Source organism: Peribacillus loiseleuriae (assembly GCF_001183985.1).
Classification (GTDB): Bacteria; Bacillota; Bacilli; order Bacillales; family DSM-1321; genus Peribacillus; species Peribacillus loiseleuriae.
This window is the reverse complement of record NZ_LFZW01000001.1, coordinates 1,797,363-1,811,299: the sequence shown is the minus strand read 5'-3', so window position 1 is coordinate 1,811,299 and position 13,937 is coordinate 1,797,363. Positions and strand designations below refer to the sequence as shown.

The following is a 13,937-nucleotide window of genomic DNA, read 5'->3' as shown; positions in this document are numbered from 1 at the left end:
CTAAGAATCCCAATATCTCACCTCCTTTTCTAAAAATCTATGTCACCTAAGAAAAAGTCCACATCCTCTTCAAGAATATTATCCGCTTGCCACAAGGCGTGAATAAATGCCTGAAATCCATCGGTTTTGCGACGGAATTCATCTTTCTTGAGGTATTCCTTGTTGCCGTCTTTTTTGATGTGGACGTAGACGTTGTTCGTGTACCATCGCATCAAAGGATTATCATCAAAGATGAGATTATGTTTTGCGAACATCGTTTCTACCCTTGGGGCTAATAAAGAATGAATAGCTTTAGGATTACGGATATAAAGCAAAGTAAATCCTTCCGCTTCCAATGCAGTTTTCACCAGGTCTAATCTAAAGGTATCCGCAACAATCGTTGTAAGCCCGTAAATTTCCCGCATTTCAACAAACCAATTGACGATATGACGAATATCAATTACTGGTTCGTCCACAATTGAGAGGAATCCATCTTCCTCCCATTTCTTAATTGGCACCTTTAACTTAACCGTGTCTAAAAACCCTTTTCGGACAAATGAATGGGATTTCCAAACATAATCTTCGCCAACTTTAAATAACAGACCAACTGCCGCAAAATCCTTTATACTGGCGAAATCCAAACCGCCTACACATGTGCGATGTGACAAATCTGGGAATGTTCTATTTGTGGCCATAATGTCATCCCAACTTGCAACTGCTTTTGCTAAGTCTATTTCAGGAAGATTCATACGCTTAGTCATAAATTCTTCACGATTAGATGGGTTATTAGCTAATTGCTTGAACTGCGTGAGAACCTTCTTAAACAATCCTCGAGCATAAGTGCTCATAGGGTTTGAAAACATTGGATTGGCTTTTTCCCATTGCTCAGTATCATCAACCTCTTTAGGATCATCAATCTTGCAGATAAAAGGAAAAAGAGGATCATCTAAATCCTTACCTTCAAGAATATTCATAGCTCGTTCTTTCATTTTGTCTAAAAAGCCTTCACGAACATAACCATCTGTCCCAATAAAAAATTCCCTAGCATTCGGTACTTTTCCAAGTCCGCTAGAGAATACGTTAACGACATCAAAATTTTCATAACGATGAATCTCATCATAAATTACACATCCATCACGAAGACCATCTTTAGAACCTGCGTTTGATGTGTGATATTGCAATACGCTTTTTGTATCGTTTCCATGTATTTCAACCTTTGTCCGATAAAACATATCTTCCAATAGATCGTGGGATTCAATCGTCTCATAAATTTCTCTAAAAGAAACTTTCGCTTGTTTCTCGTTGTTGGCCACAATCGAAATATTATAGCGCTGTATCCCATGCAAAGGACTTATAAAAAAATGGCTTAAGGCAGATATAAAACCATTCTTCCCACCACCACGAGCCATCATAATTAGAAACTGTTCGTAGAATACAGAGTCATCCTCTTCATAAAAAAGAAAAACAAATGCTGCAATGAATTTCTGAAATGGTTGTAAAGGAAAATACCACTTCTCAGCAAATTTAATAAAGTTTTCGATCATTTCATCATCAAAATATATATCATCACGTATTAACACGTGTTCTTGTAAATATTCAATTAGCATAATGCGTTCTTTATTGAGTTTTATCTTACCTGTTTCATACAGCTTTATATATTCGTCAACATGTCTATTCGAAATCATATGAGGTCACTAGCGCTGCGCTTGGTCTCCTTAATATCACCGAACTCAAATGTCTTTTCGATACTCAATAAAGATGCATTAATTTTATTTCGCTCACCTATCAGAGGGTGGGCCTTGGTAAAAGACTGCGATCCATTTTTTGTTGTAACAGACTCCCCTTCTTTGTTGATAATTGTATTGATCTTTCTAAACGATTTGACCAGATTTATATAACGTTCGACTTTCTCGACCTGGACTAAATCAGTTGTATCAATCTTTCCCATAAGCTGATCCTTAAGGTCTTTTATGCTTACAGCCACCTACCCACCCCCCTAACGTGAAAAAATGATGTTGAATCTGGAAAATCGAGCCCCCTCTCCGGTCCCCTGAGTTTTAAAAAATTCCAAAATATTCGACCGGGGGGCCTTACCACATCTCGTCATTCCACTTCGTCTGCTTTCCTTTCTTACCAAAACCTTTTTCAGGATGCATTTTGTTATGACAACTAAGACAAAGTGTTTCAAGGTTATCTAATACCAACGCAAGCTTCGGATGATGTTCTATCTCATACTTGTGATGCACATTCAACTCAATACTCTTGCGTTGCCCATCTACCTTAAGTGAGTCAACGTGTACCATCCCTTGTCGCTTGCACTCTTGGCACTCATAGTTATCTCTCTTTAGAGCCTCGAGTCTTAGCTGCTCCCATCCACCCGACCTATAGAACTTCTTCTTCTGTTCCATTGTTTTATACTCTGCCAAGGTAACGATTCCTCCCAATAGAATAAGCACCCATCAAGTAGATGCTTACTGTGCCTTTAGCTTATGGATCATTTCATTAGTCACTGGCTTATATGTCTGCAGCTTCTCATACTTCTTCATCCACACGTCTTTATCCCATTCCTTGCCGTTCCTTAGCTTACTCATCTTTGCCCACTCATTAGAGAACTTGCTTATACGATTCCGTATGGTTCGGTTAGTTACCGTAACTAAGTATCGATGGTTACAAAATGAACAGGAAAAGAATGTTTCGGTTATTCCTTTACCATGGTCCTTTTCTTTCAAATCAATTGCGAACATCTGCTGGCAATTAGTACACCGACATGGCTGCATGATCCTCACCTTCTTTCTACATAATAAAAAGCACTCCTTAATGGAATGCTAATATTTAATATCTTTAATTTTTTTCAAACAACATTTCAAATTTATAATTGTCGTCATATAAAGTAAATCCATTCTTGCTATAGAATGATATTTGTCTTTGATGTTGCTCGAGAGAGTCATTCACAATACTTCCGTAAATTCTTTTGGAACCAACATTTTCCGCATATTTAATTACTTCCTGAATTAATACTGTTCCATATCCTTTATTATGAAACTCTTCGCCAATGACAACAACATCTATGATTTCAATTTCATCACAAAATCTATGAAAATGAATTCTAAAACACTCTATATGTCCGAATGTATAGGTAAATAACCGAAATGTTGCTAAGCTATCAAAGACTTTAGGTTTAACTAATAATACAGGTTCATTTCTCTTAGTATAGACAATCTCATAATTGTTTTCTTTTGATCTTTCAAATTCTTGTAACCCCACAAGTTTAATACTGTTTTCAGGCTCATCGCTTGTAACTTTACGCTTTTTTATACCTAATAAATCTTCAATCGTGAATCTTTCCATGTAAAATCATACCACCATTCATATCAATTATTTATTAATTTCGGCATGGAAATCACGTTTCCTTCTATGATTAAAATTAACTATTTCCTCCTCATAACTCCCTTCTTTCTCCAAATAAAAAGCACCCTTAAAGGGATGCTTAACGTACATCAATGTATAATTGGTCTTCTTTATATAGTTCTGGATAAATCCCTAATTCATTCCATACTTTCATTACTATGTTATTTAGTTCATCAAATATTCTTGAGGACTCCCAATTTGGATATTGATCAAACATATAAGATAATGTATGGCCCAAATCATCCCATACATAACTAAGAAATGTCTTATCTATATGCTCATTTATCACCGTCATTATTTCAGTATTTTGTAAAGACAGACCATGTATTAACCCGAATACCGTCGCGCCAATTTTCATTACAGGATTAGTTAATTCCTGTACCCTATTAAATAGTTCATTTATATCATCATGACTCCTGTATTGTTTTATCTCTTCAATAATTTTCTTTTCCGAGTCGCTTATCAAGTCCAATAAGTATTCTGTAAAAAAGTCTGATTCTTCATTTATTAAATAAGTTCTTGCTGATAACCTTGGTGCAATATACTCATCCCAAATTATCCCTGAATGGGCATATAAAATTCTTAACAGAGCATTCTTATTTAATTCTTCCTCAATTTCATCATTTATCTTTTTCATCTTGCTTTTATTAAATTCATCATGTACATGACATAGTTCGTGATGAATAAGATTAATAGCTAATTGTGATTTTTTTCTATCCTCGTCAAACAGATAAAAAAATAATCCGTTTTGAATAAAAATAACAATCTTTAATTCTCCGTTTTCTATATAACTAATAGTTTTACCTGCTGCCATGCCCATCTCGTTATTAGTATACCCTACAGGCAATCCATGCTTCTTTTGAAAAAATGTAACGCTGTCTCCGAAATCTTTTGGAATTATTATTTCCTCTAACGGGTTTAGTTCCAGACCGATTCCTAAATCGGTAATAATCAATTTCTCAAATTCTATTTTCATCTGTTCACTTAATTCTACTGGTAATTCTTCGAACGAATCGATTGTGATTTTCAAGTTTATACACTCCTTCCTTGTTTAACTTTCGATAAAAGGAAACAATATCCTTCTTTCTCCAAAATAAAGAGCACCCATGTAGGATGCATTTTACAAATTATTATTTTCCTGTATTGATAAAATTCAACATTTTATCTTGATCTCTTTCGGTTACTTCATCAATTTTATTATTATATTCTTCTGCGGTAAAGTAACCTTTTTCTATCAAGATTTCTGATATAGCTCGTGTTCTAACCCAGTTTTGCATTGTAGCTATCGAAGTTCCAATTTGAGTGTTCCATTCATTTCCTTCTTCATCTTGCTCATGAAGTTCAAGAGAGAAATTAGCTAAAGTATCATCTGCTAATTTATCTTGATAAGACCTACTATAATTCTGAACCTTAGCTTTATAAGCCATTCCTAAGTCCTCTATAGAAACATTCAAAGAATTACTACCTATTAATTCAGAAAAAAGATGATATTCATTACTTCCTGAAGTTTGAAATTCCATTCTAACAACTTTCTTATCTTCACTACTTAGGTCTTCAACTCTTCCTTGGATTTCTACATCATTTAAAACTACTTTCATTATGATACACTCCCTTCACCCTCAATTATGAGCAAAAGGAACTAAATGGACAATCCCTATCGTTCGTCAAAATGTGACAATATATCTAAAATAAAAAGCACCCTCGAAAGGATGCTCCAATTCATTTTACATAGATTTTCGCTATAACCTCAAAATTGTCTCCACGGCGTTGTTCTTCAATTTCAAAATTGCTTTTATCGACCGTATACATCTTGCCTTTAACTTCAACTGTTGTTCCGATTTTAGGTAGTAGATAGCTTTCGTCCGGCGAGTCAACACCTTTTAACATTTTCATTTTCGTCTCGTGAATCATTTTCTCTTTACGATAAAATTGGATAATCATAAGAATTCCTCCCTTCACAGGAAGAATTCTACAGATAGGTAAATAGTCCTTGTTAAGATTTTGTAAATTAAAAAGCACCCATCAAGTAGATGCGTACTGTGCCTTCAACTCACTCATAATCTTTTTGTTTTCCTCAGTTAACTTGTCGATTTTCTCTTTCTTATGCTCTGCCAATTGTGGAATTCCACAACCTCTTATTTCAGCCCAAAGCTTTTGTATTTGCTTTTGACATTTCCTAGCTCGATCATTTGTAAATGCAGCACTAAATCGTGTAGAACAATGCGGACAAACGAAATATGTTTCGACTACACCTTTACCATGCTTCTTCTTTTTTAAGTTGATAGGAAACTCTTTGGTGCATTCATTACAGTTTGCTTTCATTGACCTCACCTTCTTTCTCTCTTTTATAAATCATCCAATTCAATCCATCCCTCATCATCAGGTATGATCCTATATTCATCGGACTGGATTCTTTGAAGTAATGATTCCTCAGACATTGTACCTGAAGTATCATAACAAGAATCATAATCTTCGTGGGTATAATCAAATTGAACCCACCAGAAGCTGCGTTCCTTTGTAACCAATAAGATTTCCTCGCTATCAGTACTTTCCACGAAAAACTTATCTGGTAAAGTAATCATGATCCTCACCCTTCTTTCTCCAAAATAAAAAGCCATCTCGTATTTGAGATGACTCTTAAAAGATTATATATTATATTAAAAATGTGATTGCTATTAGTTTGAAACGCTATGTATGTATTTATTATAATTAAGTTGGAATAGAACTTTTCAATCGTCTCTTCTCTTCCTGAGGAGCTCCACTATTTATCCAACCAATAACGTTTTCTTCAATATTCACCGGATTAATCCAGGTTAGTTCTTTTAATTCTTCAATTATATGAACAATACTACTAAAATGATTTCTAGCCCTTTTATCGCTTGAAATAATTATTTTATCTGTAAGCAAAGCTGCTTCTATTAAATGAAGATCTTTGGTAATTGCTTCAATTCTTTGTTTATCAGGAAGATCTTTCATTCTATCTCTAATCTCGAATACTCCTTCACTATCATGAATAAATAATACTCGTTTTCTACTTTTCATTGAAGCTAAAACTTTCATCGCTAATAGCGATCTATGGTTACTCCACTCTTCTTCTAACTGCTTTGTAAAACCTAATTTGTGCTCGCTATCTAGAACTTCTAAAAGCAATTTTCTACACATTGTTGATATAGGTTTATCTTTAGCTGATGCAGAAGAAGCAACACATGCGTCAATTATCATTACTTTTTCGCCCATATTATTAATCTTCCTCTGCTGCATCTAGATAATTTATTTCAGCCATCAGTTCGACTTCATCAAAATCGATCGGCCAATCACCAAACGCCCCATTACTATCCAGATTCGAACTGATAATTTCTGTTTCTCCAAAATCTTTATTTCTACTAAACCAATGAAGCGCAGCATCTTTATTATTAATTTCATTTTTAGCTACAGCAGTTTGAATTCCTTTGATAATTAAGGAACTGTGGGTTTCCATAACCACCTTTACACCTTTAGAAATAATCTTACTTAATATAGAAGCAAACATATATTGTGCCCTAGGATGTAAATGTATCTCAGGTTGTTCTATATATACCATTTGACCCGGTCTAGCGTAAACCAAAGCAACTAATACAGGTAATGTTTGTGATACCCCTAAACCTACATCAGCTATATTAACTAGGTCATTTAACGAATCTTTAACCCCTCTTCCTACGTTTATTGATACTTGCGTGTCATCAATTCTCGTTGTTCTCACCTTGTCAGTCAGTCCTAATAAACTTAAATAATTTCCTAACTCACTTAATTTAATCTCATCATTCGTTTGCCATTTATTTATTAAGCTCGCAACATATTTTTCAAAATTACCAGGTAGGTATGTATTTTCAAAATCAGAATCTACAGCAGTAGTAGGATATGTTCTTTCAGGATTCCCTCTTAGTCCTGGTAAGTGTAAAATGTTCCTTATAGCTCTGTCAAAAGTTTGGGATGGAAATTCAGTAAAAACAAGGTTTTTATCATTACCTAAATGTATATTCGCCTTTAAAAAACATCTATTTCTCACTACTGAAGCTTGTAAACCTCCATCCATTTTTTTCATAAGATCTGAAAGGTAAGGTGGAATAATAGATTTTATATCTTTTCTCATCTCGTCTTTATGTAGTGTTATTTCGGTTTCTTGCTTCTTATAATTTTCATCTAACTCCGTTACCTTGTAATATGTTTTATCAATTGTAAATCCATTTGAGACTTTACGATAAGTAACGTCACAACGATCCTCATTATTTATTTCAAATCCAACCTGAAATTGTTCCTCCTTCTTTCCATTAAAATTTGTATGTAATAGTTGGTCTGCGGAAGTAAATCTAACATGTGCCCCATTCAAAAGTAGTGGACCAGGATCAAAACCTTCCTCCAACGTTTGTTTCATCATTAGTAAAGGTTGTATAAAGCTAGATTTACCAGAACTATTGGTACCAGCAAGTAGCGTAAGAGGTTTTATTTTAATAGATTTACTTTCTCTAATTGATTTATACCCACTAACAGTAATTTCGGTGATTCCCTCATTTTCTCTTGCAGTTCTTCTTTTAGATAATAATTTCTTCTTATTTTTTTTACTCATATATCCCTCTCCATTTTGCAACTAGGTAAATAATAATGGAACCTAATTTGCAGCGTAATAACAACTTAAAAAGTAGACAATTACCAATCTTCTTATCGAAGAATATCATATACCAATATATAACATAAATCTACTACTTATTACATAATTCTCATTAGAATTAATGATAATAAAAACGTTATGATTCCTTTACTTCCCCCAATATAAAAAGCACCCTCGAAAGGATGCTTAATGGTTTGTTGGTAAAGAATCTTTCTTTCTCACTAAATATATTTTATAACTAAGTACCCTTGTCCTTATTCTTTCTCCTTCTAAATTTTTCAGTTCATATATATCTAAATCTGATATTAAGACCTCATTATTTTCTGTCAGAAAAACATTATATCTAAAAAACAAAAAAAGTGGATTTAAATAAACTAAACTATTTTTCACATATATAAATCCTAATAACGAGAACAAACCTAGGTTCACTAATAGACTATTAGCTTTTGTTATATCTATAGACAATATCGGAACTAAGTATGTAACAACATAACTCAATAAATTATCTTCGGTTTTACATACTCCAATAAATTTATGCTTTTCATTTAACCTTATTTTCATAATAATATAAAGTGAAATAAATGAAAGAATAATTAAAATCAAAAGTACATAACTAAATGTAGAAGGAAGAAAATTTTCATACAACAATATATTTTTAAATTCCCTCCAAGTACTGTAATATTCATAATTATCAATGATGAGTAAGACGTATAGAGGAAAAAACGATGATACATATAAACCTATTCTAAATAGGACTGAAATCATCGAAAATCACCCTTCTTTCTTCTTAAACTCCTTCATCAAATCCATCTCGGTTATTAATCCATGACCTATAAAAAGAATCCCTCATAAGTCTTGTAATATCTAACAGCTGAGATTTGTCTTCGTAGACTAATTTTGTATTTTCTTCTGCTATTTCTATATTTAATCCAAATATATCAATAACTTGAATAACATTTTCAAAATTTTCAAATACTTGGTGCATACTATCTTCTTCATTGAGCAATTTAGTTAAGGCTCTTGTAACTCTTCCATCTGACAAACAATCTTCCCGAAATTGTTCATAATTTGTAATTCGGTTTGTTCTTCTCACAAGGTCAAGTGTTTGACTTGCTTTTTCATGGTATTGATCTTGGATAGAGAATATTCTTTCTAATGAAATGTGATTTAAAATCAACATTTCTTCACCAAGAATAACAATGTCTACATTTGGGTCTATCCCGAGCAAAGTGCCATCTAATTTCATAAAATCTCCATTAGTAAATTTCCCAAAAAAACCGCCTTTTAACCGATTAAACTTGGTAACCCTTCTAAAGAATAAGATATCTCCTTCTTCAGTGTATATTTTTAGACAATAAAAAGTTAATTTACTAATTTCTTCAGGTGGAATTTCTTTACGACTTACAAAGTCTTCACTCATGCTTTCAAGTATATCATTAAAACTTGTCACTTCGTTTGGAGCGTAGGTTTCTATGCATCCTTCTATTGTACCAATTGGACTAAATGGACGCTGTTCGACATTTTGTACTTTTTCTACAGCCAATTTTACAATATCCTTTATTTCTTTTTGTAGATCTGGATCTATTGTTGGTGAATAAGATTGATATTTACCGTTAGGTTTTTTTCTTGTGAAATACAACCTCATATCTAAATCTTGATCATCTAATCCGTTAAGTATGTTTACTAAATCTGTTACATTCATTTTTATACCTCCCTCCACCAATAATTATTGATGAAAGGAAATACCTGGACAATCACTATCGTTCGACAAATCACGACAATGCACCTATACAAAAAGACCCTCTAATAATTAGAGGCTTACAAATTCCGTATATAAGGGTGACAGAAATGATTACCATCTAATAAAACCACATTAGATTTAGAAGTAAACTTCCATGCTATGAATATAACATGCCAAAATAAAAAAGTTGTCCGTGGATTGTCCGAAAATTGTCCGCGAAAAGTCCACGGCGCTTTTTGTGGTTTTGTTTTATGAATCGATATTCTCTTTAGTCCTTTTTCGCTTCAAATTTGCCTTTTTTTAGCCCTCTGAGTTATCTTCAAGACATAAAGAGTATAACTCGTCATCCCAATCAAAATGTTGCTGTAATGCACCCTCAGACCCTTTTTAAAAACCAGTTGAACAACTTGATTTTTATGACTAACTCAAAATAGTAAAAAAAGAATAAATCCGTCATATTTTAAAGTTTGTTTGATATTTATCTAGCTTATCTTGGTTAATTCCTATATACCGTTTCGTTATATCTGGATCACTGTGATTAAGCATATCCTGCAAAGCAGCCACATCTTTCGTTTGGCTATAAAAATGGTATCCGTATGTTTTTCTAAGCGAATGGCATCCGATTCGTTCCAAACCAAATTCATCAGCGATTTCTTGTAAAATCACGTAAGCCATCCCTCGTGATATTGACTTTGGCTTCCCTCGTTTATCTTTTTGCCGACTTGGGAAAAGGTAATCATTTTTATTTTTACCCTCTATATATTTACGAATAACTTTCTTTAAATCAGGTGGCATTTCTACTTCCTTTTCTTTTCCGGTTTTATTTTCTTTCAAATAAATTTTCCTCCCTTGTACATCTATAACTCTAAGCTTTAAGATATCCGATATCCGCAACCCTGTATTTATACCAAGTAAAAATAAAACATAATTACGCTCATTTCTAGTTTTTAAAAACTCCTTAATTTCTTGAATAATTTCCTTATCTCGAATCGGCTGAACGGTATTCATCAGTCGTCACCCCTTATTTTTATAGACTTCTATTTTCAAAGCAAAAGCTAAACGTAACATCGCTTCACTCTTAATCACATAAAATTTAGAACGTCCGACACCTAATTCTGCCCAAATGAGTGGATCGTAACTTGCATCATGCTGGAGGTATTTCTTGATAATGATTTCGCGCTCAATATCCTTCAATGTATTTACGGCTCCATGAATGTTTTCTAAATATGAATCTCTTTCTTCTATATATTGAATGCGTTCAATGGCAGCATCTTCTGTGCTACTATGGAAAGCATTTGTGTTTGATGGTGGTACTAGTGAATATGATGGTGTCACTTTAGGCATTAAAAACATGGGTAATGTGACAAGATAATCCCTATATCGGTAAAGTGCCTTTTCGACTGCTTTTTTGGTTGCTTTATCATCAATCTTCGGTAATTTGATCATTACTCTGCCACCCCTTATATTGTTTTATCCTCTTTGTCTAAAAGATCCAGTTTGACGCTTGTACGTAGGTCGATTCTTCCCCATGATGTCTTCCCATTCACGTTTGCTCAGCTGTTCTGTTTTCTTTTCCTTTGGCTTTTTAGCTGCTACTTTCATTAATTGATGATCTTTTTTCCATTGCTTCAGCTTTTCTTTTGCTACTGGATCCATCCCCATCTCTCCTAATAAACAAAATAAAAAGGACACCAAATAAGCGTTAGCTTACTCAGTGCCCTCGGTTTTTCCGATAAGCGTATTAAAATCTAATGTCTGTTTCTAATTTAGCGTTGCAAGGCTTATTGCCCTGCCAATTAATAATTTGCTTTCCAAATCCAGTTTCAGGGCTCTCGATTTCATGCATTTTTCCATCTTTAACGATATAAGTCGCGTTTTTATTCAAATCAATTTCGAAAAGCCTGGCAGCTTCTTTCATTGAGATCCCTCCCGTGGTAAAATGTAGTTGGGTGGACTGGGAGAAATCTCAGTCTTTATTTAATGTTCAGCGAATTACACATAATTTTCTTCCAACATTTCCTTGTAATAAAATTCAAGCTCTGAATCTTTCATCCTGGCATAAAAGGTTTTATCATAATCCCCTTTCATTGCAAGCCATTCGATATAAAATTCACGTTCGTTTTGGCTCATCAATTAAACCTCCTTCTATTCGAACTGTGTTAAAATCATTTAAAATATTTAGATTTTTTTCTAACCAATTCTTGCATTATTTTATTGCTCCCAACCAAATCCGCAGGATGTTTAATTGTTAGAGGTTTTCCCGAAATATTTGAAACATTTTTAAAATTTTCGCCTTCTTTGTGCTGTTCATATATCTCCTTCATCTTCAACAAGAATTTTCGCTGCCTCCCACTCTGCACCGCATCCTCCACAAACTGTATCATCTTCAAAATTAGCTGGAAAACCCATATCGCAAAAACGACATTCAATATGTTTAGCCATTTATATTACTCCTTCTCTCTCCGTATATTCGTACTGTTGACTAAATTAATCATTTAAAAAATCTTTGAACTAAGTTACAATTGAAAAATCACAGTATTCGAAGGGACTGAATTATGCGCAGATATCAATACTTAAATCCACTAATAAAATTTAAAATTGGAGGTTAAGATATTGATAACCGATTTATTACGTACAGAAAGATTGTATTTAAGAAAAATGACGGAAGCCGATTCCCCCTGTTTATTTAATATTTGGTCAAACCCAGACGTTACAAAATTTATGAACATCGAGAACTTTTCAGATGAAAATCAAGCGAAAGAAATGATTGATTTTCTAAATGAACTTTCTGCTCAAAACAAGGCTATGCGCTATACGATCATTGAAGCAAAAACGAATCAAATCATTGGCTCATGCGGATTTAATACACTTGATTATGAAAACATTAAGGCAGAAATCGGCTATGACCTTGATAGCACTTTTTGGGGTCTAGGTTACGGAACTGAAGCCGTTTCTTGTCTGTTAGAATACGCATTTGAACATTTAAATTTCATTAGAATTGAGGCTAAAGTTGAACCTGAAAACCTTAATTCAATTAGAGTACTACAAAAACTAGGCTTTACATTTGAAGGTACACTTAGAAAAAGCCAGAAATCTAAAGATAGATTTATTGATCTTAATATTTACTCAAAACTTAAAACAGATTAACCATTTTCAGTCTCTATTTTTTAAAAAATAGAGGCTTTTTTTGTAGTGTGCTTGATAAATAATTCACAGTTTGTGTCCACTGTTCAATATCCGTTGGCCTGACGTAAATGATTGATTTGATTCTTTTCGTAATAAGCAACTTCGATTTGCTCCCAGGTGAATCCAAGCATTTTCCCTAACGTCATATAGCAATCAAACAAAATACCGTAATGGAACACAGATTGATATCTTTTAAAGCGAGATATCATTTCATAAACAAGAGTAAACATATCTGTTAAATCATCAGCTTCAGGAGAATAACCTAATGTGCTGTATGATACGAATTCAATTTCAATCCCTAACCCTAAGACAAAGTGTAATCCGTCCACAAATTCTTCAAGAGTCGGATTATAGTATTCTTTATCCTCCTCCATCATTGTTGGCATCCTTAAAGCTTTAGTCTTTGGCTTTTGATCATTGCTCCAGAATTTGAAGAACCTAGCTTCATTAGCACATTCCCCTACTTCCACTAGTAACGCTAGAATCTTTTTAGAAATTCTATCCTCGCCTTCTTGTCTCGGATGCTTACTTTCAATATGAGCATCTAATACCATTTGTATTTCAAACAATTTTGCTAGATTCATCATTTCCAACCCCTTTATGATTTTCTTCTAAATTTAATTTGTGTGGGGAAAGTAAGCGCTTTTCTTTACCCCATCCATTACGCCACCTAGCTATAACTGTACCTGAAGCAATTCCTCTTCCTTTTGCTTCGGCTAGTTCTTCTTTCGTAAAAGGGTGATGCTGTCTGTTTCCGATTTCACCTAAAGGAGTCGTTGCGGCTTCTTTAGGTGAAAAACCAGCCTTTATACGAGACCTGTAAGTAAAATAACTAATTCCATTCTTTAAGGCTTTTTTACGCCATTTACTCCATGCATGTTTATCTTCCATAGGGGCAGTTATTGCCTTTTTCTTTCGACCAGTCCAAACTGTAATACCGATTGTAAGCAGCTCCATAGGGAACCCCATTTGCTTTAG

At 33.8% G+C, this 13,937-nt stretch carries 22 protein-coding genes; 1 reads left to right on the top strand and 21 read right to left on the bottom strand.

Annotated elements, in window-relative coordinates; genetic code table 11:
• Window positions 1-29: 29 nt before the first annotated feature.
• The 19 genes from AC625_RS08395 to AC625_RS28135 all read right to left on the bottom strand — a co-directional run bounded on the left by AC625_RS08395 (window position 30) and on the right by AC625_RS28135 (window position 12,215).
• Complete coding sequence (locus tag AC625_RS08395) at window positions 30-1,664, bottom strand: terminase TerL endonuclease subunit (RefSeq protein WP_049680897.1); 1,635 nt, start codon at window positions 1,662-1,664, stop codon at window positions 30-32.
• The gene (locus AC625_RS08390) at window positions 1,661-1,963 is read right to left on the bottom strand and encodes a P27 family phage terminase small subunit (protein WP_049680896.1); all 303 of its coding nucleotides are present in this window, start codon (window positions 1,961-1,963) and stop codon (window positions 1,661-1,663) included. The genes AC625_RS08395 and AC625_RS08390 overlap by 4 nt, the downstream gene beginning before the upstream one ends.
• Before the next feature lie 106 nt (window positions 1,964-2,069).
• Window positions 2,070-2,405, bottom strand: a complete 336-nt coding sequence (locus tag AC625_RS08385) for an HNH endonuclease (protein ID WP_049680895.1) — start codon at window positions 2,403-2,405, stop codon at window positions 2,070-2,072.
• Window positions 2,406-2,820: 415 nt separating this feature from the next.
• Window positions 2,821-3,327: a GNAT family N-acetyltransferase gene (locus AC625_RS08375; protein ID WP_049680893.1), complete on the bottom strand. Its 507-nt coding sequence runs from the start codon at window positions 3,325-3,327 to the stop codon at window positions 2,821-2,823.
• A gap of 139 nt (window positions 3,328-3,466) precedes the next feature.
• Window positions 3,467-4,417 (bottom strand): hypothetical protein, encoded by a 951-nt coding sequence (locus AC625_RS08370; protein WP_049680892.1) that lies wholly within the window; start codon window positions 4,415-4,417, stop codon window positions 3,467-3,469.
• Between the two features lie 100 nt (window positions 4,418-4,517).
• Window positions 4,518-4,985, bottom strand: coding sequence for a DUF3219 family protein (locus tag AC625_RS08365; RefSeq protein WP_049680891.1), 468 nt, complete (start codon window positions 4,983-4,985; stop codon window positions 4,518-4,520).
• A 121-nt stretch (window positions 4,986-5,106) separates the two neighbouring features.
• Window positions 5,107-5,328 (bottom strand): hypothetical protein, encoded by a 222-nt coding sequence (locus AC625_RS08360; RefSeq protein WP_049680890.1) that lies wholly within the window; start codon window positions 5,326-5,328, stop codon window positions 5,107-5,109.
• Between the two features lie 81 nt (window positions 5,329-5,409).
• Window positions 5,410-5,709, bottom strand: a complete 300-nt coding sequence (locus tag AC625_RS08355; RefSeq protein ID WP_049680889.1) for a hypothetical protein — start codon at window positions 5,707-5,709, stop codon at window positions 5,410-5,412.
• Window positions 5,710-5,732: 23 nt separating this feature from the next.
• A complete protein-coding gene (locus tag AC625_RS08350) occupies window positions 5,733-5,969 on the bottom strand; it encodes a hypothetical protein (protein WP_049680888.1) in 237 nt (78 codons plus the stop codon).
• Window positions 5,970-6,096: 127 nt separating this feature from the next.
• Window positions 6,097-6,624 (bottom strand): hypothetical protein, encoded by a 528-nt coding sequence (locus AC625_RS08345; RefSeq protein WP_049680887.1) that lies wholly within the window; start codon window positions 6,622-6,624, stop codon window positions 6,097-6,099.
• 4 nt (window positions 6,625-6,628) lie between these two features.
• Window positions 6,629-7,990 (bottom strand): AAA family ATPase, encoded by a 1,362-nt coding sequence (locus AC625_RS08340; RefSeq protein WP_049680886.1) that lies wholly within the window; start codon window positions 7,988-7,990, stop codon window positions 6,629-6,631.
• A gap of 829 nt (window positions 7,991-8,819) precedes the next feature.
• Window positions 8,820-9,734 carry a Kiwa anti-phage protein KwaB-like domain-containing protein gene (locus tag AC625_RS08330; protein WP_049680884.1) on the bottom strand — a complete coding sequence of 305 codons (915 nt, stop codon included), beginning with the start codon at window positions 9,732-9,734 and terminating at the stop codon, window positions 8,820-8,822.
• A gap of 492 nt (window positions 9,735-10,226) precedes the next feature.
• Window positions 10,227-10,781 (bottom strand): tyrosine-type recombinase/integrase, encoded by a 555-nt coding sequence (locus AC625_RS08325; RefSeq protein ID WP_049680883.1) that lies wholly within the window; start codon window positions 10,779-10,781, stop codon window positions 10,227-10,229.
• 6 nt (window positions 10,782-10,787) lie between these two features.
• Window positions 10,788-11,219 (bottom strand): ArpU family phage packaging/lysis transcriptional regulator, encoded by a 432-nt coding sequence (locus AC625_RS08320; protein ID WP_049680882.1) that lies wholly within the window; start codon window positions 11,217-11,219, stop codon window positions 10,788-10,790.
• A 24-nt stretch (window positions 11,220-11,243) separates the two neighbouring features.
• Complete coding sequence (locus AC625_RS08315) at window positions 11,244-11,429, bottom strand: hypothetical protein (protein ID WP_049680881.1); 186 nt, start codon at window positions 11,427-11,429, stop codon at window positions 11,244-11,246.
• An 85-nt stretch (window positions 11,430-11,514) separates the two neighbouring features.
• Window positions 11,515-11,691: a DUF3954 domain-containing protein gene (locus AC625_RS25545; RefSeq protein WP_082190985.1), complete on the bottom strand. Its 177-nt coding sequence runs from the start codon at window positions 11,689-11,691 to the stop codon at window positions 11,515-11,517.
• A 74-nt stretch (window positions 11,692-11,765) separates the two neighbouring features.
• A complete protein-coding gene (locus tag AC625_RS27235) occupies window positions 11,766-11,903 on the bottom strand; it encodes a hypothetical protein (protein ID WP_180320076.1) in 138 nt (45 codons plus the stop codon).
• 35 nt (window positions 11,904-11,938) lie between these two features.
• Window positions 11,939-12,106, bottom strand: a complete 168-nt coding sequence (locus AC625_RS26520; RefSeq protein ID WP_180320075.1) for a hypothetical protein — start codon at window positions 12,104-12,106, stop codon at window positions 11,939-11,941.
• A complete protein-coding gene (locus AC625_RS28135) occupies window positions 12,081-12,215 on the bottom strand; it encodes a hypothetical protein (protein WP_281177218.1) in 135 nt (44 codons plus the stop codon). Before AC625_RS28135 ends, AC625_RS26520 begins: the two co-directional genes overlap by 26 nt.
• A gap of 171 nt (window positions 12,216-12,386) precedes the next feature.
• Between AC625_RS28135 and AC625_RS08310 the strand changes: the two genes are divergently transcribed.
• Complete coding sequence (locus tag AC625_RS08310; RefSeq protein WP_049680880.1) at window positions 12,387-12,920, top strand: GNAT family N-acetyltransferase; 534 nt, start codon at window positions 12,387-12,389, stop codon at window positions 12,918-12,920.
• Window positions 12,921-13,003: 83 nt separating this feature from the next.
• Here the strand turns inward: AC625_RS08310 and AC625_RS08305 are convergent, their stop codons facing one another.
• Together AC625_RS08305 and AC625_RS08300 are read right to left on the bottom strand one after the other, a co-directional pair.
• Window positions 13,004-13,543, bottom strand: coding sequence for a dUTP diphosphatase (locus AC625_RS08305; protein WP_049680879.1), 540 nt, complete (start codon window positions 13,541-13,543; stop codon window positions 13,004-13,006).
• Window positions 13,521-13,916: a hypothetical protein gene (locus tag AC625_RS08300; RefSeq protein ID WP_049680878.1), complete on the bottom strand. Its 396-nt coding sequence runs from the start codon at window positions 13,914-13,916 to the stop codon at window positions 13,521-13,523. Before AC625_RS08300 ends, AC625_RS08305 begins: the two co-directional genes overlap by 23 nt.
• Between the last annotated feature and the right edge of the window lie 21 nt (window positions 13,917-13,937).

What these genes read in the sequence shown, in the direction of transcription:
- AC625_RS08325 (WP_049680883.1), bottom strand. Translation starts at nt 10,781, where the DNA reads ATGAATACCGTTCAGCCGATTCGAGATAAGGAAATTATTCAAGAAATT.
- AC625_RS08375 (WP_049680893.1), bottom strand. Translation starts at nt 3,327, where the DNA reads ATGGAAAGATTCACGATTGAAGATTTATTAGGTATAAAAAAGCGTAAA.
- AC625_RS25545 (WP_082190985.1), bottom strand. Translation starts at nt 11,691, where the DNA reads ATGAAAGAAGCTGCCAGGCTTTTCGAAATTGATTTGAATAAAAACGCG.
- AC625_RS08355 (WP_049680889.1), bottom strand. Translation starts at nt 5,709, where the DNA reads ATGAAAGCAAACTGTAATGAATGCACCAAAGAGTTTCCTATCAACTTA.
- AC625_RS08315 (WP_049680881.1), bottom strand. Translation starts at nt 11,429, where the DNA reads ATGGATCCAGTAGCAAAAGAAAAGCTGAAGCAATGGAAAAAAGATCAT.
- AC625_RS28135 (WP_281177218.1), bottom strand. Translation starts at nt 12,215, where the DNA reads ATGGCTAAACATATTGAATGTCGTTTTTGCGATATGGGTTTTCCAGCT.
- AC625_RS08350 (WP_049680888.1), bottom strand. Translation starts at nt 5,969, where the DNA reads ATGATTACTTTACCAGATAAGTTTTTCGTGGAAAGTACTGATAGCGAG.
- AC625_RS08340 (WP_049680886.1), bottom strand. Translation starts at nt 7,990, where the DNA reads ATGAGTAAAAAAAATAAGAAGAAATTATTATCTAAAAGAAGAACTGCA.
- AC625_RS08320 (WP_049680882.1), bottom strand. Translation starts at nt 11,219, where the DNA reads ATGATCAAATTACCGAAGATTGATGATAAAGCAACCAAAAAAGCAGTC.
- AC625_RS27235 (WP_180320076.1), bottom strand. Translation starts at nt 11,903, where the DNA reads ATGAGCCAAAACGAACGTGAATTTTATATCGAATGGCTTGCAATGAAA.
- AC625_RS08365 (WP_049680891.1), bottom strand. Translation starts at nt 4,985, where the DNA reads ATGAAAGTAGTTTTAAATGATGTAGAAATCCAAGGAAGAGTTGAAGAC.
- AC625_RS08395 (WP_049680897.1), bottom strand. Translation starts at nt 1,664, where the DNA reads ATGATTTCGAATAGACATGTTGACGAATATATAAAGCTGTATGAAACA.
- AC625_RS08305 (WP_049680879.1), bottom strand. Translation starts at nt 13,543, where the DNA reads ATGAATCTAGCAAAATTGTTTGAAATACAAATGGTATTAGATGCTCAT.
- AC625_RS08360 (WP_049680890.1), bottom strand. Translation starts at nt 5,328, where the DNA reads ATGATTATCCAATTTTATCGTAAAGAGAAAATGATTCACGAGACGAAA.
- AC625_RS08330 (WP_049680884.1), bottom strand. Translation starts at nt 9,734, where the DNA reads ATGAATGTAACAGATTTAGTAAACATACTTAACGGATTAGATGATCAA.
- AC625_RS08345 (WP_049680887.1), bottom strand. Translation starts at nt 6,624, where the DNA reads ATGGGCGAAAAAGTAATGATAATTGACGCATGTGTTGCTTCTTCTGCA.
- AC625_RS08300 (WP_049680878.1), bottom strand. Translation starts at nt 13,916, where the DNA reads ATGGAGCTGCTTACAATCGGTATTACAGTTTGGACTGGTCGAAAGAAA.